Origin of the sequence: Mesorhizobium sp. M1143 (assembly GCF_040318435.1) — a bacterium.
Lineage (GTDB): Bacteria > Pseudomonadota > Alphaproteobacteria > Rhizobiales > Rhizobiaceae > Mesorhizobium.
Genome location: NZ_JAMYMJ010000011.1, coordinates 62,563 through 88,541 on the forward strand (window position 1 = coordinate 62,563; position 25,979 = coordinate 88,541).

Consider the following 25,979-nt stretch of genomic DNA (forward strand, 5'->3'; position numbering starts at 1 on the left):
CGAACCGGGTTAGCAATTGGTTTACCATAGGCGGCGCCTGGAACGAAAAGACACCTGGATGCTTTACCGGTTGATGTTTCCCTCAATGGCCCGATAATCCACAATTCCGGCGCGAAAATGTCGCGAGGCGGGATTGCCGGGCACGCCCTCAAACGGATAATTGACGCATGAAGCGAGTTCGCAAGGCAGTTTTCCCGGTCGCCGGTCTCGGCACACGGTTTCTCCCGGCCACCAAGGCCATTCCCAAGGAGATGCTGACCGTCGTCGACCGGCCGGTCATCCAGTATGTCGTCGATGAGGCGCGCGAGGCCGGCATCGAACATTTCATCTTCGTCACCGGCCGCAACAAGGCGGTCATAGAAGACCATTTCGATATCCAGTTCGAGCTCTATGATACGCTGGCACAGCGCGGCAAGGACGATCAGCTGGCCCGCTTGCAGCGGCTGCAGCCGGCGCCGGGGCAGACCTCGTTCACCCGCCAGCAGGTGCCGATGGGGCTCGGCCACGCCGTCTGGTGCGCCCGCGAACTGGTCGGCGACGAACCCTTCGCGCTGTTGCTGCCCGACATGATCATGCAGTCGGAGAAGAGCTGCACGAAGGCCATGGTCGAGCTCTACGAGGAGACGGGCAACAACATCATCGCCGTGCAGGAATGCGATCCGGCCGAGACCCACAAATATGGCATTGTCGGCCGCGGCGAGGACACGCATCACGGCTTCCGCATCACCGAGATGGTCGAAAAGCCGAAGACCGGCACCGCGCCGTCCAATCTCTACATCAACGGCCGCTACATCCTGCAGCCCGAGATTTTCAAGATCCTCGAAAGCCAGGAAAAGGGCGCCGGCAACGAGATCCAGCTCACCGACGCGATGCTGAAGCTGGAAAAGCAGCAGCCCTTCTTTGGCTACCACTTTCAGGGCCGCACCTTCGATTGCGGCTCGCCGGAAGGCTTCGTCGAGGCCAATGTCGCCTTCGCGCTGTGGCGCAGCGACATGAACGAGAACATGGCCGGCGTCATCCGCACGCTGCTCGATGAGATGAAGCCGTCCGAGCGTCGCGGCGCTGCTTTTTAGCTACCGCTGCAGCTTCAGCCCCAAATAGATGCTGTTGGCGGTGTAGTTGCGCCCGGGCAGATTGCTGGTCAGCTTTTCGGTGCGGGCGCGGCTGGTGAGGCCGACATAGCGGTTCAGCCACCAGGTCAGCCCGGCCTCTGCACTCAGCGTCATGTCATGGCCGTCGGAGCCGGTGTAATTGCGCCAGTCGAGCCCAAGGGCTGCGTTGCCGGTCAGGTCGGCGCGGATCTGCCGCTCGCCGGTGAGGCGGCCGGAATAGAGGATGTCGCCGCTCTCACCGGCATTCGTTGTGCCTTCGACCGTGGTTCGCCCGGTGAGGCCGATGATGGTGCCGCGCTCGGGCGACCATTTGAGGTCGGCATTGATGGTGGCTCCCGAAATCGCCTCCAGGTTCTTGTCGTCGATCGCTTCCCGCAGCCAGCCGGCCGAGAACTCACCTTTGAGCTTCTCGCCCATGTCGACTTCGATACCGGCGCGTGCGCCAAGCCGGGTCGAAGAGCGCTCGAAGCCCTTGTTGTCGACCCGTTGGTCATATACCCGGCGGCCGAGCTCAATCTCGGCAAAGGGCGTCAGAGCCGGGGAAATTTCATAGCCGGTCCGCAACGTTGCGGTATAGAGCGTGTTGTCCTGGTCCTTCTGCGACAGCGAGGTGCCATCGGTAAGTTCGGCATCGCCATAGATGTCGCGGGAGACTGCGCCGGTCAGCGCAAAGCGCATCTTGCCAACGTCCTTCTCGACGCCGAGGCTGCCGTCGACCGTCTGGCGGATCGGCTGCGATTTGACGCCGGCAATGGCGTCGGGCGCGGAGGCCGATTCCGGCGCAATCTCGTAGCCGAGCTTGGCGATGGCGCGCAGTTCATTGTCGAGGTCGACATTGTACGTGCCTTGGATACGGCCGCGTGCCTCATTGATCTTCTGGCCCGAAATGGTGTTGCGGAAATTGCCGTAGCCGTCGATGACCGCCGAATTCTCGCGCCAATCGGAGGCGGCGGAGAAACGCAGCGCCGTTTCGGACAGCACCGCCGACTTGCCGCCAGCGCTGGAATCGGCGTTCGACGTGACGGCAACGCCCTGCTCGAGCGTCGGCCGCAGCAGGAACGAGCCGACCTTGATGCCGGTTGCCGCGTACGGGTCGTCCTCGAGCTTCTTCTTCTGGCCCTCGATGGCGTCGGTGCGCTCGGCGCCGGGGTCGAGCTTTCGTCGGTCGACGCCGTCGACGGTGAGGACACGGCGGTTAGCTGTGTCCTGATCGGCGTCGCCTGCCGCAGTGCCGTCCGGGGTCGTTCCGGTGGTGGTCTGGTCCGTGGCTTTGCCAGGCTTCTTCTTGTCGGCAGCCTTGGTTTTGTCCTTGGCCTTGTCTGCATCCGCGGCGGCGCGTTGCTTTGCCGTCGACGGACGGCGTGGCTGGACGGTTGGCGGCTTGTCGGTGAACGAATCGTCGATGGTCGCCGGCGGGTCGAAAATGCTGTTTGCGCCGGCCTGTGACGGGTCGGTGTCGTCAGGCAAGGCGCCATCGCTGGCCGGCACATAAGCGGTTGGCGTGTTTCCCGTGGGGGCGGTGTCGGCAGGGGCGGGCTTGACCTGCGTGTTGGCCTTGGTCAATTGCCTGGCCCGGCGCTGCTGGTCGGACAGGATCGCCGATTCCGAAACTTCGCCGCGCAGCTCGGTCTCCTGGGCATGAAGCGCAGTTGGCCGCAGCAAAGCGAGCACGCTCGTCGCCAGAAGCAGAGCGCAAAAGGCTCTGCCCGTTCGACCTTTTTTCTCTTGAGGCTGGGCCCGCGACATCGTCACCACTGCTTGCGCGGCGCAAGCGCGCCATACTTACCGAACCGTAAACGGGGATGGTTAACGGAGGGTTGAAGGTGTGCCTGTACGACATGGCTGGACGGCAATTCTGTTGGACAGGCGAACGGCAAAGCGCTAATCGCATCAGCCATGCATGCGGGATCCCCAGAAAAGAAGCCTTTGGAGGCTTCGGTCGCCTCGGCGCTGAGAACGGTAGCCACGGAACAGGCCGGCGTGGCGGCATTGGCCGCCGCGCTGGAGAACGAACTGGCCGAACCTTTCGCCCGCGCCGTCGACATGGTGTCGCGCATCAATGGCCGCGTCATAGTCACCGGCGTCGGCAAAAGCGGCCATATCGGCACTAAGATCGCGGCTAGTCTGGCTTCGACCGGCACGCCAGCCTTCTTCGTCCATCCGGCGGAGGCCAATCATGGCGACCTTGGCATGATCGCCAGAGACGATGCCATCATCGCCATGTCATGGTCCGGCGAGAGCAAAGAATTGATGGGCATCGTCGCCTATTCCAGGCGCTTCTCGATCCCGCTGATTGCGATTACTGCGGGCGCGGCCTCGGCGCTGGCGCGCGCGGCCGACGTGGTGGTGCTCCTGCCGTCCGCGCCGGAAGCCTGCCCGCACGGTCTGGCGCCGACGACGTCGACCCTGCTGCAACTGGTGGTCGGCGATGCGCTGGCCATAGCGCTGCTCGAAGCGCGCGGCTTCACGCCCGACCATTTCCGCACGTTCCACCCCGGCGGCCAGCTCGGCGCCAACCTCACGCAGATCCACGAGATCATGCATGTCGGCGAAAGGCTGCCGCTGGTGGCTTCCGGCACGGGCATGCGCGAGGCGATCCTCGAATTGTCGAACAAGGGCTTCGGCTGCGTGGCGATCGCGACGGCGGATGGCGCGTTGGTGGGCATCATCACCGATGGCGACATCAGGCGTCACATCGGCAGCAATCTCATGGAAATGAGCGTCGATCAGGTGATGACGAAAAAGCCGAAGACGGCCACACCGGACACGCTGGTGGCGACGGCGCTGCAGATTATCAACAATTCGGCCATTACGAGCCTGATGGTGGTCGAAGGCAGGCGGCTCGTGGGACTGGTTCATCTGCACGACCTGCTGCGCATCGGCGCCGCCTGAAAAAATCAAAGGACGCGTCGCGTTCGGGAAGCCCAGGCGACGCGGCCTGATTTTCCGGATCGAAAGCGCCATGCGCTTTCGAAATGTCATACTGCCTCGACGGTCAGTTCCAGATCGGTGTCGGCCGAACTGACGACGCGCACCTGCGTGCCGGCCGGCAGGTCGGGACCGGAGACGCGCCACAGTGTGTCGCCGAGTTTGATGCGGCCGCGACCGTCCTTGATCGGCTCGGCCAGCGTTGCCATCCTGCCGACCAACTGCGCGCCGCGCCGGTTGAGCAGCGGCTGGTCGCTAGGAGTATTACGCCCACCAACCAGCTTCTTTCCGGCAAAGGCCGAGACCAGCGACAGGGCCAGGAAGGCGAGGACCTGGACTTCCCAGGCCCAGAAGCTTGCGTCCCAGACGAGCAGGGAAATCACACCGATCACCAATGCGGCGATGCCGATCCACAGCATGAATATTCCTGGCGCGATGACCTCCATCACCAGGAGGACGAAGCCCAGAACCATCCAGTTCCACGGACCAAGTTCGGAAATGATGCGGTCGAACATGGGAGTGCGCTCCTATGATCTCAGTTCTCAGCTAGCCTCAATTCTCGCCTGGGCGAACCACCGGAGGGCGGGCGGCCTGCCTGGCGGCGCCGGCGGTGCCTTCGCTGCGGAACACCTCCCTGGCGATCTCGCTTATGCCGCCGAGCGTGCCGATCAGCGCCGAGGCTTCCATCGGCATCAGCACGACCTTGCTGTTGTTGGCGGTACCGATCTTGCCCATCGCTTCGGTGTATTTGAGCGCCACGAAGTAGTTGAGTGCCTGCACGTCGCCCTTGGAGATGGCTTCCGATACAACCTGGGTGGCTCGCGCTTCGGCCTCGGCCGAGCGTTCGCGTGCCTCGGCGTCGCGGAAGGCGGCTTCCTTGCGGCCTTCGGCCTCGAGGATCTGCGACTGCTTGAGGCCTTCGGCGGCGAGGATCTGCGCACGCTTGTTACGTTCAGCCGTCATCTGACGACCCATCGATTCGATGAGGTTGGCCGGCGGATTGATATCCTTGATCTCGACGCGGGTGATCTTGATGCCCCACGGATGCGCCGCTTCGTCGACGACGCGCAGCAGGCGCTCGTTGATGGCGTCGCGGTTCGACAGCAATTCGTCGAGGTCCATCGAGCCCATGACGGTACGGATGTTGGTCATCGTCAAATTGAGAATGGCGTTCTCCAGGCCGGCGACCTGGTAGGCGGCCTGCGCCGCATTGAGGATCTGGTAGAAGGCGATGCCGTCGACGCCGACAATGGCGTTGTCGCGCGTGATGATTTCCTGGCTCGGAACGTCGAGCACCTGCTCCATCATGTTCATCTTGGCGCCGATTCGGTCGACGAACGGCACGATGAGGTTGAGGCCGGGGCTTAGTGTTTTGGTGTAACGACCAAAGCGCTCCACCGTATAATTATAGCCTTGCGGGATTGTCCGGATGCCTTTGATAAGAAGCACCAATACCAGAAAGGCAAGCGCACCAATCGCAATACCGAAACCACTGAAGTCCATTTGAATCTCCCTCAGATGCCGGCCATGGCGTTGATTCCATGCAACCGACTTCACCAAACACTTAGGTGTGTTTCAATAATGTTACAATCAGGTGATCGTTGATTATTAGTGCATGGAATAGCGCAACTGCGGCGATCGATCGCCGCAACGTGGCGGCCTCAGACCCAGCCCGACAGCTCGCGCCGCACCATCGCCTCGATCACCGCCATGCCTTCTGCACTGTCGTTGAGGCACGGGATGTGGGCGAATTTCTCGCCGCCGGCGTGATGGAAGGTCTCGGCCGCCTCGCGGCCGATTTCGTCCAGCGTCTCGATGCAGTCGACGGAAAAGCCTGGGTTGACGATGGCGATCGATTTCACGCCGTCCTTCGCCAGTTTCTCGACCGTCTTGTCGGTGTAGGGCTGCAGCCATTCCTGGGCGCCGAAGCGCGACTGGAAGGTGATGATCAGCTTCTTTTCATCCCACCCCAGTCGTTCACGCAACAGCCGTGTCGTCTTCTGGCAGTGGCAGTGATAGGGATCGCCCTTCTCGAAATAGGGCTTCGGGATGCCGTGATAGGAGGTGATGACCACCTCGGGCTCGAAGTCTAGCGTTGCCAGATGCCGTTCGATCGAATGGGCGAGCGCCTCGATGTAGACCGGCTCGTCATAGTAGGGCGGAACACTGCGCACGGCAGGCGCGCGGCGCATCTTCATCAAGGCGCGAAACAGCTGGTCGTTGGCGGTCGCGGTGGTGGTCGCGGAGTATTGCGGGTAGAGTGGGAACGACAGGATGCGGTCGCAGCCTTGCTCGACCAGCCTTTGCGCGACGCTCGCGGTCGAGGGGTTGCCGTAGCGCATCGCCCAGTCGACCACGACATCGGGTAGGTCGATGAGCGCTGCGGCCAGCTTTTCGCCCTGCGCCCGGGTGTAGGTGCGCAGCGGCGACTCGTTCCTCTCGCGGTTCCATATCCTGGCGTAATTGGCGCCGGACTTGTTCGGTCTCGTGGTCAGCACCAAGCCGTAGAGGATCGGATACCAGATCGCCTTGTTGAGCTCGATGACCCGCGGATCGGACAGGAATTCGCGGAGATAGCGCCACATCGGCTTGAAATCGGTGCCGTCCGGCGTGCCGAGATTGACCAACATGACGCCGATCTTGCCTGCCTTTACCGGCGGATGTCCGGCCGGTAGCGGGTCGAGCGGTTTCGCGGCTTTGGGGTCGACAGGCGTGGAAAGCGTCATGAAGGTCTCCCGACACCGCGAAAACCGACGATGTCGGGCGAAACTAGCGATGCGGCGCGAGTTTTCAATGCTGCGTCTGGCCGCACCTTACCTTGAAAGCCAAAAACCCGTCCGGTTACCCGGACGCGTTTTGCTGGTCGCAAGTGCGAAGCGAGGTTACTTCGCCGGAATGGTCAAGGTCGCGCCGACAGGAAGCCGGCGTGGTTCGTAGCCTTTGTTGGCCTCGGAGATCACCTTCCACTTGGCGCCGTCGCCGTAGGCCTTTTTGGCGAGATCCCAATAGGTATCGCCGGCGACGATGACATGGCTGGCTTCGGCCGGGGCGGCGTCAGCCGGCTTTGCCGGAGCAGGTGCGGCTTCGGCCGGTTTTGCCGGTTCGGCCGGAGCCGGCGTTGCCGGGGCGGTTTCCGCCGGGACAGTCGGCGGCGTGGTGGTGATGTCGCCGGAGCCTGCCGGCAATGCGGGCATCGCCGGCTCCGCCGGTGCAGCCTCGGCCGGTTTTGCCGGTTCCGCTGGAGCAGGTGCCGGTTCGGCTGGTTTTGCCGGCTCGGCGGCCGGGGCAGCCGCTACGGTTGCGGCAACCTCGGTGATGCGGCCGTCGAGCTTGGGCGTATAGGGCCGGTGCGCGGCGAGATAGTCGGCGACCACCTGTTCGAGGCCCGGGCCGTAATCATAGGCGTTCTTGGCCTTCTCGGCGAAGACCTTGTAGCCGTCGCCGCCCTGGCGGACGTAATTGTTGGTGGCGACCAGATAGTCCTTGTCCGGATTGATCGGCGCCCAGGCACCGTTCTGCATCACCTCGACCGACTTGACTCGGCCGGCATTGGGCGCGACCGACTTGTCGAAGGAGTATTTGAGACCTGCCACCTGCGGGAAGCGGCCGCCGCCGTCCTCGACCTGGCTGACGCCGTTTTCCAGCCCGGCAACCAGATCCTTGCCTGAAATCTGGAAGGTCGCCAGCGTGTTCTGGAACGGCAGCACCGTCAGCACCTCGCCCATGGTGACGGTGCCCTTGGCGATCGAAGCACGCAGGCCGCCGCCATTCGAGACGACGATCTCGACGCCCTGTCCCTTGACGCGGTCGAGGATGGCGTCGGAGACGAGGTTGCCCATCGCGCATTCCTTGGTGCGGCAGCTTTCGCGGCTGCCGTCGATGGCCTCGGTGGTCTCGGCCACTTCCTTGTTCTTCAGCGCCTCGATCGGCGCGCCAAGCTCCTTGATGCGGGCAAGAACGGCCGGATCGGGAGTGATCGACTTGTCGAGGAAGATCGGGTCGCCGCTGGCTTCCTTGACGTTGCCATTGTCGTCGAACACGACCTTGAATTCGCCGAGATATTTCGAATAGGACGCGGCCTGCACCACAGGCACCTTGGAGCCGTCGGGGTTGTCGACCATCGTCGGGTAGGGGCCTTCAGCCTTCGGGTCGGTGTTGGACAGAAGCGAATGGCTGTGGCCGCCGACCACCACATCGATGCCCGGGATCTTGGCGATGACATCGCGCTCGCGCCTGTAGCCGATATGGGTGACGGCAATGATCTTGTTGACGCCTTGCGCCTTCAGCTTCTCGACCTCGGCGGTGATCGACTTGACGTCGTCCTCGATGGTAATGTTGGGGCCGGGAGAGGCGAGTTCCGGCGTGTCGTTGGTCACGGCGCCGACAATGCCGATCTTCTGGCCGCCGACCTCAAGCACAATCGACGGCTTGATCTTGCCTGCGGCGCCGGACTTGTCGTTGGGCACGACATTGGCGCTGACGATCGGGAACTTCGCCTTGTCGAGATAAGGCACCAGCGCGCTCTCGCCATCGTCGAATTCGTGGTTGCCGAGCGTCACCGCGTCGGGCTTGATCTGATTGAGGAATTCCTCCTCCGCCGTGCCCTTGTAGGTGATGTAGAACAGCGATCCCTGAAAGCTGTCGCCGGCATTGAGCAGCAGCACGTTCTGGCCTTCGAGCTTCTTGCGCTCCTGTGCGATCGCGGTGACCAGCCGGCCGGCGCCGCCGATGCACTCACCCTTGGTCTCTTCCTCGGCCGAGCAGGTCGACTCGTATTTGTTGTTGCCTTCGATGCGGCTGTGCCAATCGTTGAAATGCAGGATGTTCAACGTGTAGTCGGCAAAGGATGGTGCGGCCGACAGGCCGAGTGTCGAGGCAGAGAGGGCGGCAATGGCGGCGAGCTTCTTCATCTTCGTCTCCCGGATATGATCAAAGGCGTTTAACGCTCTTGCCCGACTGCAGGATAACAGCCAGCATTTCGGGTATGTTCACATCGCGGTTGTGGCGATGCAAGAAGAATCAGGGCGGATAACCGGCATCGGTTTGCCGGCATAAAAGAGGCGGCGGCATCGCGGCGCCGCCATCCGCAAAGCCGCATGGGAAAGGTTCAGCCGCGCCTGGTCAGCACGAAGTTCTGCCCGGCGGAGCTGGTGCAATTCAGCTGGTTTATGGACACCAGCAGGCAGTTGAAAGCGATTGGCTGCTGCCGGATCAGCGAGGTTCCGTTGATCTCGACCGAGGTGGCGCCGGTCTTGGTGTAGCTGCCGTCAGCGAATTTCTCACCGGTCTCCGCCGAAACGGTGGTGAAGACGCCGCCGTTCAATGTCGAGACCGCCTTGCCTTCGGCGTTCAGCCATGAGCCTTCGACGCCTCGCGCCTGCGATGAGATCGGTGGCCCGTCGGAGCCGCCGGTGGTGCAGGCGGCAAGCATCGTCGCAAGAACGCCCGCCGCTCCCGCAGAAAGAATTTTGCGCGCAATCGTCATATCAAATCCTCTCCTGACGCATCGGCCCAATCGTCAAACGACGTTTTGGGGAACACGATGTGCGTGGCCTCAAGTTTCCAGAGCCGTCCCTCGTGCGTCCAAATGGATGCACACTGCTCTCGTCCGCATCCCTTCAATCGCCCGATTTCCGGGCGATTGCAAGGCAGTGAGGCAGGGGTATGGAACCGCTATCGAACGAGGATGTTGCGGAATTGCCACGGGTCGCTTTTGTCGAGGTCTTCGGGAAACAGGCCCGGACGGTTATCGAGCGGCGTCCAGTCGGTGTAGTAGCCCTTGACCGGTCCGAGATACTGGGACTGCACTTCCAGGCAGCGCTTGTAGTCCATCTCGTCGGCCTCGACGATGCCGGCTTCCGGGTTTTCCAGCGCCCAGACCATGCCGGCGAGCACGGCCGAGGTGACCTGCATGCCGGTAGCGTTCTGGTAGGGCGCCAGCTTGCGGGCTTCGGCCAGCGACAGCTGCGAACCGTACCAGTAGGCGTTCTTGGCATGGCCGTAGAGCAGCACGCCAAGCTCGTCGACGCCGTCGACCAGCTCGTTTTCGTCGAGCACATGGTGGACCGGCTGCGGCTTGCCGGCAGCGCCGAACATTTCGTGGAGTGACAACACGGCGTCGTTGCAGGGGTGATAGGCATAGTGGCAGGTCGGGCGGTATTGGACCTTGCCCTTCTTACCGCGCACGGTGAAGAAGTCGGCGATCGAGATCGCCTCATTATGCGTCACCAGGAAACCGTATTGCGCGCCCGGCGTCGGGCACCAGGAGCGCACGCGGGTGTTGGCGCCGGGCTGTTCGAGATAGATCGCGGCCTTGGAGCCATGCTTGTGCTCCTTGCCGTTCTTCGGCATCCATCTCTCATGCGTGCCCCAGCCGAGCTCGGCCGGCTGCAGCCCTTCCGAGATGAAACCTTCGACCGACCAGGTGTTCCAGAACACGTTCATCGGCTTCGGCTTCTTGGTGCGCTGGGTGTCGCGCTCGGCGATGTGGATGCCCTTGACGCCGGCCTTCTTCATCAGCTTCGCCCAGCCGTCACGGTCGTCCTGCGCGGGTTCGGAAAACTCGAGGCCGAGGTCGCCGGCAAGGTTCAGCAGCGCCTGCTTGACGAACCACGAGACCATGCCCGGATTGGCGCCACAGGTCGAAACCGCGGTAGCGCCGCCGGGCTTGTCGTGCTTCTCCTTGATCAAGGCTTCGCGCAGCGCGTAGTTGGTGCGGCTGGCATTGTCGGCCTTGGCGTCGAAATAGAAGCCGAGCCACGGCTCGACGACGGTGTCGATGTAGAGCACGCCGAGCTTGCGGCAGAGCCGCATCAGGTCGACCGAGCCGGTATCGACCGACAGATTGATGCAAAAGCCCTGGCCGCCACCATTGGTCAAAAGCGGCGTCAGCAGTTTCTTGTAGTTTTTCTCGGTCACGTGCTCCTGCACGAAGGCGATGCCGCGCTCGTCGAGCAGCTTGCGGTCGGTGTCGAGCGGGTCGATGACCGTCATGCGCGACTTGTCGAATTTGAAATGGCGCTCGATCAGAGGCAGCGTTCCCCGTCCGATCGAACCAAAGCCGATCATCACGACAGGGCCGGTGATTTCACCGTAAACGGGCCAGTTTTCATTCGCCATTTTATCGAGCACTCCTTAAAGCAACGCGCCAAAACGGCCGTTCGACCGCCGCGCGACAAACCATAGATCATTGTCACAATAAAGCGAAAAGCAGGGATAAGGTTAGTTCCCGACGGCGCAGATGCGCCTACGGTTCGAGCAGTTTCGCGAATTCCGGTGTGAACAGCGCTTGTGCTTCGGAGACCGGGATTTCAACGAGATCGTCGCCGCAAGCCTGGATGACGTTGGGCAAACCTTGCAGCCCGAAGACCAGAACCTGCCTGTCGCCATCGCGTTTCAGGCTGGCGCCGAGATAGTCGCTGATCAAATCGTCGATGCCGCATTCGGCCTCGTAATCCACCTCGGTCTGGTCGCTTGGCTTCTTGCGCTTCTCCTTGACGAAGGTGGCCAGCGAGGGGCCTGGCTTGCCCTCGACCGTATCGGAAAACATGTCGTGAAGGGTAAGCAAGGCGCCACGGCGTACGTCCATGACATAGGCGTCGGAATAGTTGTTCGGATGCGCACCACCGCAATAGAGGCTGCCGGATTCCGACCAGCTCATCAGCTTCGGCGTCAATGACGTCACTTTGGACGTCGTGTCTTCATAGCCGCCAAGCGAATCGTCATCCATGCCCTCCATCGGCGGCCCGTCGTGGAAACCGGCATATTGCAGCGCCGCGCACGTCAAGGCGCTGAGGCTGTCATGCCAATGGCGGTTCTGCAGCAAGGCATTGGCGGCTTCGATCGGCGCACTGCCGGCGAGATCGACGATGCGCGGCCTGGCGAATTTGGTGCGCGGATCGGTGACATAGTTGTAGGCTGCATCCGGCCAACCTTCCTTGGCGTCTGCCTTGGGCGCGAAATCCAGCTTGAGATAGTCGTAGGGCGATGCCGCCATGGTGATCGGCGCATCGTTGCCCGAGAATGTGATGTCGGTGAAATCATAGAGATCGCGTGGCGTCGTCGCCGGCGTCTCCGTCTGGGCACGGCTGGCGATCCTTGTCAGCTTCAGCGGCAGGGTCTTTTTGGCCGTCCAGGTGCCTTCCAGCGTCTTGCCCTTGTCGGCGGAACTCAACCGCCAGACGGCGCCGATGGGTGGAGCCTGGCCGTCGCCGCACTTCTTGGCATCGCAGGCTTCTTCCTCGGCCAATTGAAAGGTGGCGCCCTTGCTCGACTTCGCCTGCAGAGGAATATCGACGCCCTTGGAGCGGTAGAAATAGCGGCCCGCCAGTACCTCTCCAGCCGTCGCCGGATTACCGGTAAACTCGACGACGATGTCGATGTTGCCGAGCTTCCCCGCATAGGTCACCGGTTCCGCATGCGCTGTTGCCGGTAACGCCAGCAATGCACCGAGCAGGACGGCTAGCTTCAGAACATGTCGGATCATCGTCACTCCTGAGCCATGGTTTGCAGGCGTTGCACCAGCCGGTCACGGTCTGATGTCATCCCCTTATAGTCGAGTTGAGCCTCATCCAGCGCCTGCAATTGCGCCGCGAAAGAGGCGGCAAGCGTTACCCGGTCGGGATGCCGCGCCAGCACTTTCAGCGGGTCGAGATGGATGCGGATGGTGAACAGGATGTCGCGCGACAGAGGCAGTTTGCGCAGCGTCTGGCGCTCGACGCGGATGAAGGCGTGGGCGTTGACGTCGCCGTCGGGAAATCGCGAGGGGCGGTTGGTGGCACGGTCGATGCGCTCGACATTGGAGAGCGGATGATAGAGCGCGTCGCCGGCCTGGATCGACCAGTTGAAGCGTTCGACGGCCTGGCCCTGCAGGCCGTCGAACATGCGGTTGATGAGCTCGGCCGGCCTGGTGCCCGGACCGAAGCCCGGCACCGGTGCGTGGATCTGCTGCAGCGGCCGGCCGAATTTCTCGACCAGCGACCAGGATGACGGGAAACACAGCGAGCCGGCGGCGAGCCGCCAGCCGGTGTCGTCACGGCGCATCAGGATCAGGTCTTCCTGGACGAGCAGCGACGCTGCGACCAGCGGGGCATCGGGGAAGGTGGCGTCAGAGTCGGCTTTGGCGCCAATGACCTCAACCCCGGCATTGGTGCGCCGGTACATCCCGGGAAATGTCGACAGCAGATGTGCTTCGATGAGGCCGCGCACTTCGCGCTGGGTGTCGCGCGTGCCGTCTTCCTCGACAAACACCTTGTCGGGAATTTCGGCATAGAGCCGGCGCTTTTCGGCGAGATGGTCGAAGAGATACCGGTCGACCTCGATCCACTTGTCGAGCTCGAGCGGCTTCAGCCCGATGGTGAAGAGCTTTGAGGAGCCATCATAGGGCGTGTGCGTGGGCTGACGAGAATTCATGCTTCGCTAGAAAGTGTCCAATGCCGGCGGTTATTCTCGCAGCCGCTTCGTATCAGGCCAATGTTGCCGGGATCAAGCCGCGCAGAGAATTGCCGACGAACAGTGTTTTGGCGGATTTCAACTCGTCATAGCTGTAGATCGCCTCCTGGGCGCGCCCTTCGTCCAGCAGCTCGGCGCGCAATACGCCAGGCAGCAGGCCGCAGTCGAGCCTGGGTGTCATCAGCATGCCATCACCGAAATCGGCGAAGACGTTGGTGATGGTGCCTTCGCAGATTTCACTGCGCTCATTTGCGAGCAACACTTCGTCGGCCTGGGTGATCAGATATTCGGAGCGGGCGTGAGTGTAGACTTGCCGCCGGCCGGTCTTGTGGCGCAGCAGCGTGTCGGTGGAGGAGAGCCGCACCCGTGCCAGCTGCAGCCGCCAGACCTTGTCGGCGGCGAACGGCTCATAGGGCTGGACCGAGGCGGTCACTTCGCCATTGCGCTGCAGGACGAGCCGGGTGCGCAGCGCCTTTTGCTGCGCCCCGACAGTATTCGCCAGCACCTCGCCGATCCGCTGCGGATCGCAGGCAAAGCCGAGTTCTTCCGCCGAGCCGTAAAGGCGCGCGAGATGGCGTTCGAAGCGCAGAAAGCCCTGGCCGGGCTCCCAGCGCATGGTCTCGATCAGCTCGAAATCGGCGGTGTCCCCGTCGCGAAGCGCGCCTTCAGCAGACACTCCTGATACTCCTCTTGCGCCGTCGAATCGAAGACGACGCCGCCGCCGACATTGTAAACGGCCTCGCCACTGGAAAAGAGCGATATAGTGCGGATCGCCACCGAAAAGCGCATCATGCCGCCAGGCGCGATCCAGCCGATGGCGCCGCAATAGACGTCGCGCGGTGTGTCTTCCAGCTCGCGCAGGATTTCCATCGCGCGGATTTTCGGCGCGCCGGTGATCGAGCCACAGGGAAACAGCGCGCCAAAGATTTGGCGGATGCCGAGATCAGGCAGAAGCTTCGCCCGCACACGGCTCACCATCTGATGGACGGTCGGGTAGCTCTCGATGCGGAACAGTTCCGGCACTTCCAGCGTGCCGATCTCGCTGATCAGGGAGATGTCGTTGCGCAGGAGATCGACGATCATCCGGTTCTCGGCCTGGTTCTTTTCGTCGCTGCGCAAGAAGGACTTCAACCGCGCGTCCTCGGCCTTGGTCGCGCCGCGCGGTGCGGTACCCTTCATCGGATGGGTTTCGATCATGCCTAAGGCATTGATCTCGAAGAACAGCTCGGGCGAACGCGACAAGACGATGGGATCGCCGAGCGAAATCAGCGCACCATACTTGACCGGTTGGCGCCCTGTCAGTGCGTCGAAGGCAGCAACCGGATCGCCCGACCATTGGGCACGGACCGGAAAGGTCAGGTTGCCTTGGTAGCAGTCGCCCTTGCGGATGTGGTCGTGAAGGCGCGCGAAGCGTTTGGCGTAGTCCTGAGCGGACCAACTGGCCCTGGCGTCGAAGATGGGGCCATTGGTGGCCGGCGCATCGTTGCGCGGCACGGCCTCTTCGGCCGGAGCATCGAAGACACCCAGACAAACCAATGGCGCGCGCCGGCCTTCAGGCAGCAGCGGCACGAGTTTCGGTTCGAGCAGATAGCCCGCTTCGTAGGAGAAATAGCCCGCCAGCCATTTGCCGGCATCGCTCGCCGCCTGCGCAGCCGCCAGCGCCGGCAGAAAATCCTTGGCATCATAGGCAATGATGATGTCGGCCGGGTGGTCGAAGACCAACCGACGGCCGCTTTCATCGTTGCGGAAAATGGCAGAGGGCAGGGGCATGGGGCTCGGGTACTGCGGTCGATGACGCCAGAACCGCTCTATATGGGGGCCGGGCGGCGTGCAATCGAGGGAGCGGCGTCGCAGGGCGCAAAGACAGTGGCGAATGCAAAAACAAAGACGGCGCCCGAGAGCGCCGCCTTCTGGTTATGTTGCCGATGACAGATCAGCTGTTGTTGGCGGTCCCGGCGCTCGGGAATTGGCGTGCGAACTCCTTTTCGTCGCCGGCGGCAAGCAGCTTGGCCTGCTCGACCCACTTTTCGCGAGCGATGCGGCCGTCGAAATTCAGCGTGTCCTCGATGCGCTTGACGTCGGCCGCGGTCCAGCCGGCGATCTGCGCGTAGGTCGTGACGCCAAGGCCCTTGAGCAGTTTGTCGTTGACCGGGCCGATACCGATCAGGCGGCGCAGATTATCGGCCTTCCCAGCTGCCGGGGCGGCCTTCTTCGGGACGGCGGCGGCCTTTGAAGCCGCGGCTTTGGGCGCGGCCTTGGCGGCGGCAGGTTTGCTGGCCGCTGGTTTTGCGGCCGCGGATTTGGCCGCGGCGGGTTTGGCGGGGGCCGGTTTCGCGGCCGCGGCGGACTTGGCCGTTGCCGCTGTCGACACCAGCGCGGCCGGCGCCGAACTGGAAGGCTTGGCGGATGGAGCCGATGTTTCACGCAGCCGGCGTTCGAGATCGGCGCGGGTCTTGCCGCAGGCGTCGAGTTCGCCAGTCAGGCGATCGGCGTCGGCGCGCAGTCTGTCACGCTCGCTGCGAGTGCGGTCGAGATCGCCGCGCAAGCTGTCAAGCTCACCGCGCAGCCGGCCCCAGATAAACCAGCCAACCAACAAACCTACAAGGAACGCCAGGACAATGTAGAAGAAGGTCATCGTCTCTCTCCAGTCGGATCCGTCCGCCGCCGTCTCAAGTCATGACCTTGGCAGATCGGATCATCCAATGTGGTTCGGCGGTTCATGGAACAGCCGGTCTGTCGTCGAGTGTCGGCGTTCGGCTTTCCGCCCATTGCCAACCGTCGCTGTCGCATTCGTCAGACCGCTGCCATGGGCCGGGATACTGTCCGGCCTTAACCCGCGCGCCCGGCTGAGCTTCGGTCGAAAAGCTATCATACGGCTTCGGGAAAGCTAACGGAAAATTTCGCCGGAGAGTTATTCAAGAACAGATATTTAGAACAAGAACAGCGCTGCCGTCACATGCATTCCGGCTAAACTGTTCTGCGATTCCGCAAAGTCGAGACCGCTGCTGAACCTGTCACTCTGCGCCATCGGTCCAATGGGTGCGCGCATTAACTGTCGAGCGCTTCCAGCTCGTCGATCAGGCCGCCGATCACGCCAAGCCCGATCTGCCAGAAGGCGGGGTCGGTGGCGTCGAGGCCGAAGGGCGCGAGAAGCTCCGAGTGATGCTTGGTGCCGCCGGCGCGCAACATCTCGAAATACTTGTCCTGGAAGCCATGCTCGGCGTTCTGGTAGACCGCGTACAGCGAGTTCACCAGGCAGTCGCCAAAGGCATAGGCGTAGACGTAGAAGGGGGAGTGGACGAAGTGCGGGATGTAGGTCCAGAAGACCTCATAGCCCTCGCGCAGCTTGATCGCCGGCCCCAGGCTTTCTGCCTGCACCTCGAGCCAGAACTGGCCGAGCTTGTCGGAGGTCAGTTCGCCGTTCTTGCGCTCTGCATGCACCTTGCGCTCGAACTCGTAGAAGGCGATCTGGCGCACGACCGTGTTGATCATGTCCTCGACCTTCTGGGCGAGCATCGCCTTGCGCTCGCGCTTGTCGGTGGTCTGGTCGAGCAGCGAACGGAAGGTCAGCATCTCGCCGAATACCGAGGCCGTCTCGGCCAAAGTCAGCGGCGTCGAAGCCATCAGGGCGCCCTGGCCGCCGGCCAGCACCTGATGCACGCCGTGGCCGAGTTCATGCGCCAGCGTCATCACATCGCGCGGCTTGCCCATGTAGTTGAGCAGCACGTAAGGGTGCGCCGAAGGCACGGTCGGATGGGCGAAGGCGCCGGGCGATTTGCCGGGCCTGACCGGCGCGTCGATCCAGTTGCGGTCGAAGAAGACGCGGGCGATCTCCGCCATATCGGGGGAAAAGCGCTGATAGGCCGACAGCACGGTGTTCCTGGCGTCGTCCCAAGGGATCACGGCCTGCGGCGTCTCGGGCAAGGGGGCGTTGCGGTCCCAGTGGTTCATCACCTCCATGCCGAGCCAGCGCGCCTTCATCGCGTAGTAGCGATGCGACAGGCGCGGATAGGCTTCGCGCACGGCCGACGCCAGCGCATCGACCACGCTGCGCTCGACGCGGTTGGCGAGATGGCGTGAATCGGCGATGTCCTCGAAGCCGCGCCAGCGGTCGGAAATCTCCTTGTCCTTGGCCAGCGTGTTGGTGATCAGCGTGAAGGTGCGCAGGCTCTTGCGGAAGGTTGCGGCCAGCGCTTCGGAGGCGCGGCGGCGGACCTCCCCATCGGCGTCCTGCAGGCGGTTCAGCGCCGGCTCCAGCGTCAGTTCCTCGCCGTCTATGTCGAAGCGCAGATCGGTCATCGTCTCGTCGAACAGCCGGTTCCAGGCACCGCGCCCGGTGATCGACTTCTCATGGAACAGCTGCTCGACCCGATCCTCGAGCTGGTAGGGCTTGTCCATTCTGAGGTCGAGCACCCAAGGCCGGTAGTGGGCAAAGCCGGCGTCGGCGGCGAGGGCGGATTCGAGCGCCTTGTCGTCGATCAGGTTCAGCTCCAGCGCGAAGAACAGAAGATGCGCGCTGGCGTCGGTCATCTTTTCCTGGATGTCGCCATAGAGCTTTGCGCGCTGCGGATCGGCGGTGTTGCCGGCATAGATCAGGCCGGCATAGGAGACGATGCGGCCGATCAGTTCCTCCAGCGCCTCATAGGCTGTCAGCGCCTCGCCAAGCCTGCCGGCGCTGCCGCGCTCGGCCTCCGCAGCCAGCGTGCCCTTCCAGCGGTTCTCGAAGGCGACGGCATCGGCCGCCGCCTTGGCAAGGTCGCGCTTCAGTTCGGGTGCTTCCATGCCGGAATAGAGGTCGGCGAGATTCCATTCCGGTAGGTCGCCGAGTTCCGCCGCGCCCTGACCGGACGCTACCGCCGTAAGCTGCCGACCGAGAATCCTGCTCATCAACAATTACCTTCTGGAATCAAGGGGAAAGGACAAGCCGGTCAAATCCTAAGGAATTCGTTCACCGGGTTTTTTGAAACCTTGTTTAGAACCCTGTGCCAAGATGATCCATGGGAATTTCCCAAGGCGGGCAACTCAAATCAGTCATGACAGGTTCCATTCTTATAGTCGATGACGATCCCGTGCAGCGCCGGCTGCTCGAGGCGGCGGTGACGAAATTCGGCCACAGCGCCATCGTTGCCGATGGCGGCGAGGCCGGTCTGAGCGCGCTTGACGGACCCAATGCGAGGGATATTTCGGCAGTCATCCTCGACCTTGTCATGCCGGGCCTCGACGGCATCGGCGTGCTGAAGGCGATGCGCGAGCGCGGCATCACTGTTCCCGTCATCGTGCAGACTGCGCAGGGCGGCATCGAAACGGTGGTTTCGGCGATGCGCCACGGCGCCTTCGATTTTGTCGTCAAGCCGGCGTCTCCCGACCGGCTGCAGACCGCGATCGGCAACGCGCTCAAGGTCGAGGCGGTCGAGGACGAGGTCAAGCGCACGTCGCGGCGTCGCGGCGGCCACCTGACCTTCAAGGACATGATCACGCACAGCCCGGCGATGGACCGGGTGATCCGCCTCGGCCAGAAGGCTGCGGCCTCCAACATCCCGATCCTGATCGAGGGCGAATCAGGCGTCGGCAAGGAATTGGTGGCGCGCGCCATCCAGGGCAGCGGCGAACGCCGCACAAAACCGTTCGTCACCGTCAATTGCGGCGCCATCCCCGACAATCTGGTCGAATCGATCCTGTTCGGTCACGAAAAAGGCTCGTTCACCGGCGCCACCGAAAAGCACACCGGCAAGTTCGTCGAGGCGCATTCGGGCACGCTGTTCCTGGATGAGATCGGCGACCTGCCGCTCGACGTGCAGGTCAAGCTGTTGCGCGCCGTGCAGGATGGCGAGGTCGATCCGGTCGGCGGCCGTTCCACCGTCAGGGTCGACATCAGGCTGATCTCGGCCACGCACCGCAACCTTCTGCAGCAGGTCAAGGACGGCAAGTTTCGCGAGGACCTGTTCTACCGGCTCAACGTTTACCCGATCGTCGTGCCGCCGCTGCGCGACCGCCGCGACGACATCCCCTATCTGGTCAAGCATTTCATGGACAAGGTGGCGCCGGCGGGCAATCGCCTGCACGGCATCTCGGATGCCGCACTGGCCATGCTGCAGGCCTATGATTGGCCGGGAAACATCAGGCAGCTGGAAAACGCCGTGTTCAGGGCCTCGGTGCTTGCCGAAGGCGATGTGCTCACGACTGACGAATTTCCGCAGATCCGGGCGCAGGTCGACGGCACCGTCAATCTCGACGCCGATGCGTCCTTGTCGGACCCCGGCATGGCCTTGAGCACCGGATCGCAAGGCGATGGCGCGCAGACTGATGACGCCGGTACGGCAGCTGCCGAGCTCGCCCCTCCGGCCAGGTTGCTTCAGCGTTTCGGCACATTGAGGGCGCTGGACGAGCGTGGCAATGTGCGTGCGCTGGCCGATGTCGAACTCGAAATGATCAAGCTCGCCATCGACCATTACAACGGCCAGATGAGCGAGGTCGCACGGCGTCTCGGCATCGGCCGCTCGACGCTCTACCGCAAGCTCAAGGAATACGGCATCGACCCGGAAACCGGCCGCCTCGACCGCCTTGCCTCCTGAACGCCGAATTCCACAGCTTGCCAACGCAAGGCCGGGACCAGCTTGCCATGCCCATCCGGCGCTGCATAAGGGTTGGGGCGGGAATATGGCTGATGCGGACAGCGTTGTTCACGCATTAAGGCCAGCGGTAACAGATCGTGTAGCGGGAAAAGGCTGAATCTTGATCTAAACCAGCAGTTTACCAAGAAATCCTGTGTATTATTTTTGACGGGATATCGCCACGGTGTTACCGCATTTCGGCTTCAATAAGCGATGATTAACCATTAGGATCGATACTCGGATGTGAGAACCACGCATCCGTTTGGACAAATCCGGGGACAAACGGCAGCCTGCAAGGCCTTTTGATTTGAACAAAGTCGAACGACACAGAAACGGGCGGCGCGATCACATGGGCGTCTGGCCGAGATGGCTGGCAGCGTTGATCGTTGCGTTCGCTTTCCTCGCCGCAACTGCTGCCGGCGCCAGCGCTGAAACGCGCTCGCTCAAGCTCTATCACCTCCACACGCACGAAAAGGCCGAGATCGTCTACAAGCGCAATGGCCGCTACGATCCGGCAGGCCTCAGGAAGATCAACATCATCCTGCGCGACTGGCGTCGCAACGAACCGACCAAGATGGATCCGCGCCTGCTCGATCTGGTGTGGGAAGCTTACCGGCAGGCCGGCGCCACCGACTACATCCAGGTCGTTTGCGGCTATCGCTCGCCGTCGACCAATTCGATGCTGCGCAGCCGCAGCCGCGGTGTCGCCAAGGAAAGCCAGCATATGCTGGGCAAGGCGATGGACTTCTACATTCCGGGTGTGCCGCTGAAAAAGCTGCGCAACATCGGCCTGAAGATGCAGGGCGGCGGCGTCGGCTACTATCCGTCGTCGGGTTCGCCCTTCGTCCACATGGACGTCGGCAATGTGCGGCATTGGCCAGGCATCAGCCGCCAGGAACTGGTCAGCCTGTTCCCCAATGGCAAGACGCTGCATGTGCCGAGCGACGGCAGGCCGTTGCCGGGTTATGACCAGGCGCTCGCCTCCTACAAGGCGCGCAAGGGCGCCGGTTCTCCTGCCATCATGATGGCCAGCGCAGGCGGCAGCACCAAGAAATCCGGTGGCTTCCTGTCCGCTTTCTTTGGCGGTGGCGGCGAAGACGAAGCCGACGACAGCGCCGATGTCGCTACCGCCGCGCCGCCGCCGAGAAGCGTGAAGCCGGTGCTGGCTGCCACGAGCAACAACAACAGCAATCTGCCTGGCATCGCGATCGTGTCGCCGCAGAACGCCAAGCGCGCCAACATTCCACAGCTTGCCGACGACAGCGCTGACGATTCGGAGCCGCAGGACACGCCGGAGACGATCATCGCCGCGCTGCCCGCCAAGGAAGTGCCGCGGCCCGCTTTCGCACCGCGGCCGAAGGCCGATGTCGGCGCGCAACAACCTGAGACCGTGCCGTTCGGCGTGGCCGATGCCACCACCGAACAGACGGTGGCGACGGCGCAGGCGCCGGCCAATGTGCCGTTCGGCACGGCCGATGCGAGCAATGCCGACCAGGGGGTCGATCAAGCTGCCGCTCCGGCGCAGGTCGCGGTCAACGTCCCGTTGCCGACCTGGCGTCCCGACCGCTCTTCGCAGCCGGCTGAGCTTGCGCCGCAGGACAAGGGCGTTCTGCTGGCGCTGGCCGATACGGCTGCCCACAAGCAGACCGCAACCGACGCGTTCTCGGTGCTACCGTCGCAGCGTCCGGACGAGGTCAAGGCGGTTCTCGAACAGGCCAGTGCCGCCGATACAGCCGGTGCTACCGACGACTATCAGGTTGCGTCGCTCGAGCCTCGCTCGGCGTTCAACGATCCGTCAGGTGTCGATGCCGCATCGCCGCGCGGTGCTATTGCTGCCCGTCCCGCCGGTACCGATCCAGCCTCGGTGATCGGCGCCGGCGTCAAGACGACACGCAAGGAAGCAAGGGCTTCGGCCCGCGACCTGAAGCCAGGACCGAAGGCAGTGGTGGTGGCAGCCGAACCGCAGGCGGCGCGCTGGGCGCTGAGCAGCGGCGACAACATCGCCACCGTTTCCAGCCCGACGACAGCGCCGCGCTATGCCTACAACATCGTGCATACGCCGCCGAGCGAGGTCTACACCGCAGGCTTCCAGGCGGACAACCAGATGGCCGATGCCAACCGCTTCACCGGCAATGCCGTAAAATTCCTTTCGGTCGCCCGCTTCCAGACGAAGTAAGAGCTCGACGGGGTAAACATCGAAGCCGCGCTGGGCAACCCGCGCGGCTTTTTGCTGTTGGCGAATCTCCAGCACTGGCTTCTAGCGTCCCGGAATGCTAACCACCAGCCTGCATTCCCGCTTCGTCTAATGGTAGGACAGCGCCCTTTGAAGGCGTGAATCGTGGTTCGAGCCCATGAGCGGGAACCAAAAATTTCAATGCGTAGCAAACCCGGTCGGCGCAGCTGGCGGGTTTTTGTGCCGAGTGCAATTCCGGGAACACTGTGATTTTCCCGGGAAAAGAGCGCTTCCCTTGGGAATTGCGCAAAGACAAAGTAGCGGAGGTTATTTTCCGAGCTTGCTCGCGGCCTTCGCGAGCGCCTCGATCTCATCCCACTTGCCGGCCTTGACCAACTCGTCCGGCGCCACCCACGAGCCGCCGACGCAGACGACATTGGGCAGGCTGAGATAGTCGGCGGCGTTCTTGGCCGAGATGCCGCCGGTCGGGCAGAATTTCACGTCGGCCAGCGGCGAGGCAAAGGCCTTGAGCGAGGCGATGCCGCCGGATTGTTCGGCCGGGAAGAATTTCAGGAACCGCAGGCCGGCCTCGCGGGCAGCCATGATCTCGCCGGGCGTGATGGCGCCGGGCAGCAAGGGAACGTCGCTGTCCTTGGCCGCCGCCAGCAACTCTCGCGTGATGCCGGGGCTGACGATGAATTTCGAGCCAGCGGCCGCTGCCTCGTCGAACTGCTTGGCATCGAGAATTGTGCCGGCGCCGACAATGGCGCCCTCGACCTCACCGGCGACGCGGCGGATCGCTTCCAGCGCATCGGCGGTTCTCAACGTGATCTCGATTGCCGGCAGGCCGCCGGCGGCCAGCGCCCGGGCGAGCGGGACGGCGTCCGCGACATTGGCGATCTTCAGCACCGGAATGACCGGCTGGCCATTGAGCAGCGACAGGAGCGTTTCGGTCTTGCTGAGCATTGGCTTGTCTCTCCCTAGGTGATTTCAACCGATTAGCAGAAGGCCGATTCCGAGTCCACGAAACCCGGCCTGCCGCGATGTCACATGTCGGCCAACGAGCCTGCGGGCGAATACCGACGAAGTGTCTTTAGCTCTGCCTTGAATCCGCTTTGACCACGGTTTAGTGGCTTGGCGATGACCAACCGTGAACCCGTGCGCGTTGCCGCACTCTACAAATTTGCGAGGCTGGGCGACTTCGAGGTGCTGCGGGTCTTGCGCACGCCACTTGCCGCCTTCTGCTGCGGGCGGGGCATCAAGGGCACATTGCTTCTGGCGCAGGAAGGTATTAACGGCACGGTCGCCGGCAGCGAAACCGACATAGCCGACCTGATCGCTTATCTTGAGGCCATCGAGGGTCTTGCCGATCTCGAGGTCAAATACAGCACTGCCGCCGAAATGCCGTTTCATCGCATGAAGGTGCGGCTGAAGCGCGAGATCGTCACCATGGGCGTCGAAGACCTCGACCCGGCGACGGGTGCGGGGACCTATGTCGCGCCGGCCGACTGGAACGCGCTGATCTCGGACCCCGGCACCATCGTCATCGACACACGCAACGCGTACGAAGTGTCGATAGGCACGTTCGAGGGTGCGGTGGATCCACGCACGTCGAGCTTTCGCGAATTCCCGGCCTGGGTGGAAAAACACCGCGACCAACTCGACGGCCGCAAGGTTGCGATGTTCTGCACCGGCGGCATCCGCTGCGAAAAGGCGACGGCCTATGTGAAGTCGCTCGGCTTCGAGGATGTGTTCCATCTCAAGGGCGGCATCCTCAGATATCTTGAAGAGGTGCCGGCCGAAGACAGCCTTTGGCAGGGCGAGTGTTTCGTCTTCGACGATCGGGTCTCGGTGTCGCATGGGTTGACCGAAGGCGAGGCCGAACTCTGCCGCGCCTGCCGGCATCCGCTGACGCGGGAGGACCGGCTGTCGCCGCATTTTTCCACCGGCGTGACATGCCCGCATTGCTACGAGGCACGCTCGGATGAGGATCGCACCCGCTATGCCGAGCGCCAGCGCCAGGTCGAACTTGCGCAGGCGCAGGGCAGGGGACATATCGGCAGTTAAGTGCCGCCGACGCCCTGACTGGATCACCACACGACAGAATAGCGGTCGATCACCCACAGCCATGTGCCGTCGGCCTGCCGGCGCGCGATCTCTGAGGTTATCGATCCGTCGGCAAGCCTGGTCGACGTCAACGCGAGGTCGCCGTTGATGGCCGCCGGGCGCTGCTCGCCGCGCTGGAATTTTCGCCCGCTCGCGGCAAAGGCTTCGAACAAAGCGCGGATCGCCTCGTGGCCACGCGTCAATTCGGCTGCTCCGGTGTCGATGACGGCATCGGGTTGGAACAACGCCACCATGCCGTCAATGTCTCCGGCCCACTGCCGGTCGATCAACAAACGTTCCAGATCCTGCGGATCGCGCGCCGGTTCCCGGCCAGGTTGATCGGTCACAGCAAGGTTCCTCCCTCGGCAATGCGGCGGCGACATTAGCGCAAGCCGAGGCCGGTATCGACACACGGATCACTGATTTGCGGCATTGCCGGCGCCGATAGCAAAGCGCGCCTCCGTCATTGTAATGTCAGTGTGCGGGACCTACGTCTGCAACGTCCAAAACCTGCCCGTCCACGTTGGTGCGGGCCCTTTTCTGGAGGCACCATGTTCGACCCCAAGAAGCTTCTCGACGATCTGCTCGGCTCGCAAGTTCCCGGCACAACCGGCACCGTTCGCGACAAGGCCGGGCAGGCTGTGCAGATGGCCAAGGACAATCCGCTGGCCGCCGGTGCGCTGGCCGCGGTGCTGCTTGGAACCGGCACGGGACGGCAGGTCACCGGCACGGCCGTGAAGCTCGGCGGACTGGCTGCGATCGGCGGTCTCGCCTACAAGGCCTACCAGAATTACAAGGCCGGCAATGCACCCGAGCAGGCGCCGGCGGCCGGCCAGCCGGAATTGCTGCCGCCGCCCGCCGACACCGGCTTTCATCCTTCACAGGCGCCACAGGGGGAGGACGAGTTCACGCTGACCCTGGTGCGGGCGATGATCTCGGCGGCCAAGGCCGATGGCCATGTCGATGACGCGGAACGCCAAAAGATCGCCGGCAAGCTCAGTCTGGCCGGCATCGGCACGGAAGCGGAAAAGTTTCTGATGGCCGAGCTGGATAGCCCGCTCGACCTCGATACGCTGGTCGCAGGCGCCAAGACCGATGAGCAGAGGCTCGAGCTCTACACGGCGTCGCGACTGACGATCGACCCCGATACGCGCGCCGAACGCGGCTATCTCGACCTGCTCGCCGGCCGGCTCGGCCTGCCGGATGCGCTCGTCGATCATGTCGAGGCGACGGTGTCGGCGGCCAAGGTGCCGGTTCCGTCAGGCACGGCGCCGAACCCGCGCTGGTAGACAACGCAGCCGCGGCGGGAAAAGCGTTAACTGCTCGTTTACCGAGGAAGCGCATGATTTTAGTTAGTCGGATCGGCTTTTCCTCCTCCCAAGCCCGGTTCAGATCAGGGGGCGGTCGCCAATGACCGCCCTTTTTGTCGGACCGATCACATAAAGCGCGTGGCGCTTCATGTTTTTGTCCGGATGCATGTCGTTCTCTCAGAACCGGGGCCACTTTTGAGCGACATGCATTAGTGTCCGGCTTGCCATGATCGCCCTCATTTGCGATGGGTCGGTGCATTCGGATGCACCCCGATCTGTGCCGGGGATG

At 63.0% G+C, this 25,979-nt stretch carries 21 protein-coding genes and 1 tRNA gene; 7 read left to right on the top strand and 15 right to left on the bottom strand.

All coding sequences use genetic code 11. From position 1 onward, the window contains the following. Window positions 1–167: 167 nt before the first annotated feature. Complete coding sequence (galU, locus tag NKH35_RS11255) at window positions 168–1,073, top strand: UTP--glucose-1-phosphate uridylyltransferase GalU (RefSeq protein WP_023671956.1); 906 nt, start codon at window positions 168–170, stop codon at window positions 1,071–1,073. On the opposite strand, the gene NKH35_RS11260 is transcribed toward galU, so the two are convergent. After that, the gene (locus tag NKH35_RS11260; protein ID WP_031262117.1) at window positions 1,074–2,858 is read right to left on the bottom strand and encodes an outer membrane beta-barrel protein; all 1,785 of its coding nucleotides are present in this window, start codon (window positions 2,856–2,858) and stop codon (window positions 1,074–1,076) included. 150 nt (window positions 2,859–3,008) lie between these two features. On the opposite strand from NKH35_RS11260, the gene NKH35_RS11265 reads away from it, so the two are divergent. Continuing rightward, on the top strand, window positions 3,009–4,004 hold the full coding sequence (locus NKH35_RS11265; RefSeq protein ID WP_023704013.1) for a KpsF/GutQ family sugar-phosphate isomerase: 996 nt from the start codon (window positions 3,009–3,011) through the stop codon (window positions 4,002–4,004). A gap of 86 nt (window positions 4,005–4,090) precedes the next feature. On the opposite strand, the gene NKH35_RS11270 is transcribed toward NKH35_RS11265, so the two are convergent. The 12 genes from NKH35_RS11270 to NKH35_RS11325 form a co-directional block, all read right to left on the bottom strand. Further along, window positions 4,091–4,555 (bottom strand): NfeD family protein, encoded by a 465-nt coding sequence (locus NKH35_RS11270; protein ID WP_023671953.1) that lies wholly within the window; start codon window positions 4,553–4,555, stop codon window positions 4,091–4,093. Window positions 4,556–4,592: 37 nt separating this feature from the next. After that, window positions 4,593–5,543, bottom strand: coding sequence for an SPFH domain-containing protein (locus NKH35_RS11275; RefSeq protein ID WP_023695711.1), 951 nt, complete (start codon window positions 5,541–5,543; stop codon window positions 4,593–4,595). Between the two features lie 158 nt (window positions 5,544–5,701). Beyond that, window positions 5,702–6,766, bottom strand: a complete 1,065-nt coding sequence (gene hemH, locus NKH35_RS11280) for a ferrochelatase (RefSeq protein WP_352914515.1) — start codon at window positions 6,764–6,766, stop codon at window positions 5,702–5,704. A gap of 156 nt (window positions 6,767–6,922) precedes the next feature. Next, the gene (locus NKH35_RS11285) at window positions 6,923–8,950 is read right to left on the bottom strand and encodes a 5'-nucleotidase C-terminal domain-containing protein (RefSeq protein ID WP_352914518.1); all 2,028 of its coding nucleotides are present in this window, start codon (window positions 8,948–8,950) and stop codon (window positions 6,923–6,925) included. 197 nt (window positions 8,951–9,147) lie between these two features. After that, complete coding sequence (locus NKH35_RS11290) at window positions 9,148–9,525, bottom strand: Omp10 family outer membrane lipoprotein (RefSeq protein ID WP_023671949.1); 378 nt, start codon at window positions 9,523–9,525, stop codon at window positions 9,148–9,150. 188 nt (window positions 9,526–9,713) lie between these two features. Continuing rightward, window positions 9,714–11,159 carry a homospermidine synthase gene (locus NKH35_RS11295; protein WP_023691759.1) on the bottom strand — a complete coding sequence of 482 codons (1,446 nt, stop codon included), beginning with the start codon at window positions 11,157–11,159 and terminating at the stop codon, window positions 9,714–9,716. Window positions 11,160–11,286: 127 nt separating this feature from the next. Next, a complete protein-coding gene (locus NKH35_RS11300) occupies window positions 11,287–12,525 on the bottom strand; it encodes a hypothetical protein (protein WP_352914521.1) in 1,239 nt (412 codons plus the stop codon). A gap of 2 nt (window positions 12,526–12,527) precedes the next feature. Then, window positions 12,528–13,451: a heme-dependent oxidative N-demethylase family protein gene (locus tag NKH35_RS11305; protein ID WP_352914524.1), complete on the bottom strand. Its 924-nt coding sequence runs from the start codon at window positions 13,449–13,451 to the stop codon at window positions 12,528–12,530. Window positions 13,452–13,503: 52 nt separating this feature from the next. Beyond that, window positions 13,504–14,166, bottom strand: coding sequence for an aminotransferase class IV family protein (locus NKH35_RS11310; RefSeq protein WP_027049822.1), 663 nt, complete (start codon window positions 14,164–14,166; stop codon window positions 13,504–13,506). Beyond that, a complete protein-coding gene (locus tag NKH35_RS11315; protein WP_352914527.1) occupies window positions 14,115–15,260 on the bottom strand; it encodes an aminodeoxychorismate synthase component I in 1,146 nt (381 codons plus the stop codon). The genes NKH35_RS11310 and NKH35_RS11315 overlap by 52 nt, the downstream gene beginning before the upstream one ends. Window positions 15,261–15,423: 163 nt before the next feature. Then, entirely contained in the window at window positions 15,424–16,125 is a 702-nt protein-coding gene (locus tag NKH35_RS11320; protein WP_352914530.1) for a helix-hairpin-helix domain-containing protein, read from the bottom strand. A gap of 413 nt (window positions 16,126–16,538) precedes the next feature. Next, window positions 16,539–18,377, bottom strand: a complete 1,839-nt coding sequence (locus NKH35_RS11325) for a M3 family oligoendopeptidase (protein ID WP_352914533.1) — start codon at window positions 18,375–18,377, stop codon at window positions 16,539–16,541. Between the two features lie 146 nt (window positions 18,378–18,523). Here NKH35_RS11325 and NKH35_RS11330 point away from each other — a divergent pair, with 146 nt between their 5' ends. From NKH35_RS11330 to NKH35_RS11340, 3 genes are all read left to right on the top strand, one after another. Then, window positions 18,524–20,062: a sigma-54-dependent transcriptional regulator gene (locus tag NKH35_RS11330; protein WP_023686396.1), complete on the top strand. Its 1,539-nt coding sequence runs from the start codon at window positions 18,524–18,526 to the stop codon at window positions 20,060–20,062. Between the two features lie 388 nt (window positions 20,063–20,450). After that, complete coding sequence (gene mepK, locus NKH35_RS11335) at window positions 20,451–22,277, top strand: peptidoglycan L,D-endopeptidase MepK (protein WP_352914536.1); 1,827 nt, start codon at window positions 20,451–20,453, stop codon at window positions 22,275–22,277. 115 nt (window positions 22,278–22,392) lie between these two features. Next, window positions 22,393–22,466, top strand: a tRNA-Gln gene (locus NKH35_RS11340). A 135-nt stretch (window positions 22,467–22,601) separates the two neighbouring features. Here NKH35_RS11340 and NKH35_RS11345 read toward each other — a convergent pair. After that, window positions 22,602–23,240: a 2-dehydro-3-deoxy-phosphogluconate aldolase gene (locus NKH35_RS11345; protein ID WP_023683261.1), complete on the bottom strand. Its 639-nt coding sequence runs from the start codon at window positions 23,238–23,240 to the stop codon at window positions 22,602–22,604. Between the two features lie 174 nt (window positions 23,241–23,414). Here NKH35_RS11345 and trhO point away from each other — a divergent pair, with 174 nt between their 5' ends. Further along, complete coding sequence (gene trhO, locus NKH35_RS11350; RefSeq protein WP_023683262.1) at window positions 23,415–24,341, top strand: oxygen-dependent tRNA uridine(34) hydroxylase TrhO; 927 nt, start codon at window positions 23,415–23,417, stop codon at window positions 24,339–24,341. Window positions 24,342–24,364: 23 nt separating this feature from the next. On the opposite strand, the gene NKH35_RS11355 is transcribed toward trhO, so the two are convergent. Further along, window positions 24,365–24,727: a YybH family protein gene (locus NKH35_RS11355; RefSeq protein ID WP_023683263.1), complete on the bottom strand. Its 363-nt coding sequence runs from the start codon at window positions 24,725–24,727 to the stop codon at window positions 24,365–24,367. 204 nt (window positions 24,728–24,931) lie between these two features. On the opposite strand from NKH35_RS11355, the gene NKH35_RS11360 reads away from it, so the two are divergent. Continuing rightward, a complete protein-coding gene (locus tag NKH35_RS11360) occupies window positions 24,932–25,669 on the top strand; it encodes a tellurite resistance TerB family protein (protein WP_023671935.1) in 738 nt (245 codons plus the stop codon). The last annotated feature ends 310 nt before the right edge of the window (window positions 25,670–25,979 follow it).

Coding starts and splice junctions, on each gene's coding strand:
- NKH35_RS11260 (WP_031262117.1), bottom strand. CDS start 2,858: ATGTCGCGGGCCCAGCCTCAAGAGAAAAAAGGTCGAACGGGCAGAGCC.
- hemH (WP_352914515.1), bottom strand. CDS start 6,766: ATGACGCTTTCCACGCCTGTCGACCCCAAAGCCGCGAAACCGCTCGAC.
- NKH35_RS11360 (WP_023671935.1), top strand. CDS start 24,932: ATGTTCGACCCCAAGAAGCTTCTCGACGATCTGCTCGGCTCGCAAGTT.
- NKH35_RS11325 (WP_352914533.1), bottom strand. CDS start 18,377: ATGAGCAGGATTCTCGGTCGGCAGCTTACGGCGGTAGCGTCCGGTCAG.
- galU (WP_023671956.1), top strand. CDS start 168: ATGAAGCGAGTTCGCAAGGCAGTTTTCCCGGTCGCCGGTCTCGGCACA.
- trhO (WP_023683262.1), top strand. CDS start 23,415: ATGACCAACCGTGAACCCGTGCGCGTTGCCGCACTCTACAAATTTGCG.
- NKH35_RS11320 (WP_352914530.1), bottom strand. CDS start 16,125: ATGACCTTCTTCTACATTGTCCTGGCGTTCCTTGTAGGTTTGTTGGTT.
- NKH35_RS11270 (WP_023671953.1), bottom strand. CDS start 4,555: ATGTTCGACCGCATCATTTCCGAACTTGGTCCGTGGAACTGGATGGTT.
- NKH35_RS11300 (WP_352914521.1), bottom strand. CDS start 12,525: ATGATCCGACATGTTCTGAAGCTAGCCGTCCTGCTCGGTGCATTGCTG.
- mepK (WP_352914536.1), top strand. CDS start 20,451: ATGGGCGTCTGGCCGAGATGGCTGGCAGCGTTGATCGTTGCGTTCGCT.
- NKH35_RS11290 (WP_023671949.1), bottom strand. CDS start 9,525: ATGACGATTGCGCGCAAAATTCTTTCTGCGGGAGCGGCGGGCGTTCTT.
- NKH35_RS11315 (WP_352914527.1), bottom strand. CDS start 15,260: ATGCCCCTGCCCTCTGCCATTTTCCGCAACGATGAAAGCGGCCGTCGG.
- NKH35_RS11265 (WP_023704013.1), top strand. CDS start 3,009: ATGCATGCGGGATCCCCAGAAAAGAAGCCTTTGGAGGCTTCGGTCGCC.
- NKH35_RS11345 (WP_023683261.1), bottom strand. CDS start 23,240: ATGCTCAGCAAGACCGAAACGCTCCTGTCGCTGCTCAATGGCCAGCCG.
- NKH35_RS11275 (WP_023695711.1), bottom strand. CDS start 5,543: ATGGACTTCAGTGGTTTCGGTATTGCGATTGGTGCGCTTGCCTTTCTG.
- NKH35_RS11285 (WP_352914518.1), bottom strand. CDS start 8,950: ATGAAGAAGCTCGCCGCCATTGCCGCCCTCTCTGCCTCGACACTCGGC.
- NKH35_RS11330 (WP_023686396.1), top strand. CDS start 18,524: ATGACAGGTTCCATTCTTATAGTCGATGACGATCCCGTGCAGCGCCGG.
- NKH35_RS11305 (WP_352914524.1), bottom strand. CDS start 13,451: ATGAATTCTCGTCAGCCCACGCACACGCCCTATGATGGCTCCTCAAAG.
- NKH35_RS11295 (WP_023691759.1), bottom strand. CDS start 11,159: ATGGCGAATGAAAACTGGCCCGTTTACGGTGAAATCACCGGCCCTGTC.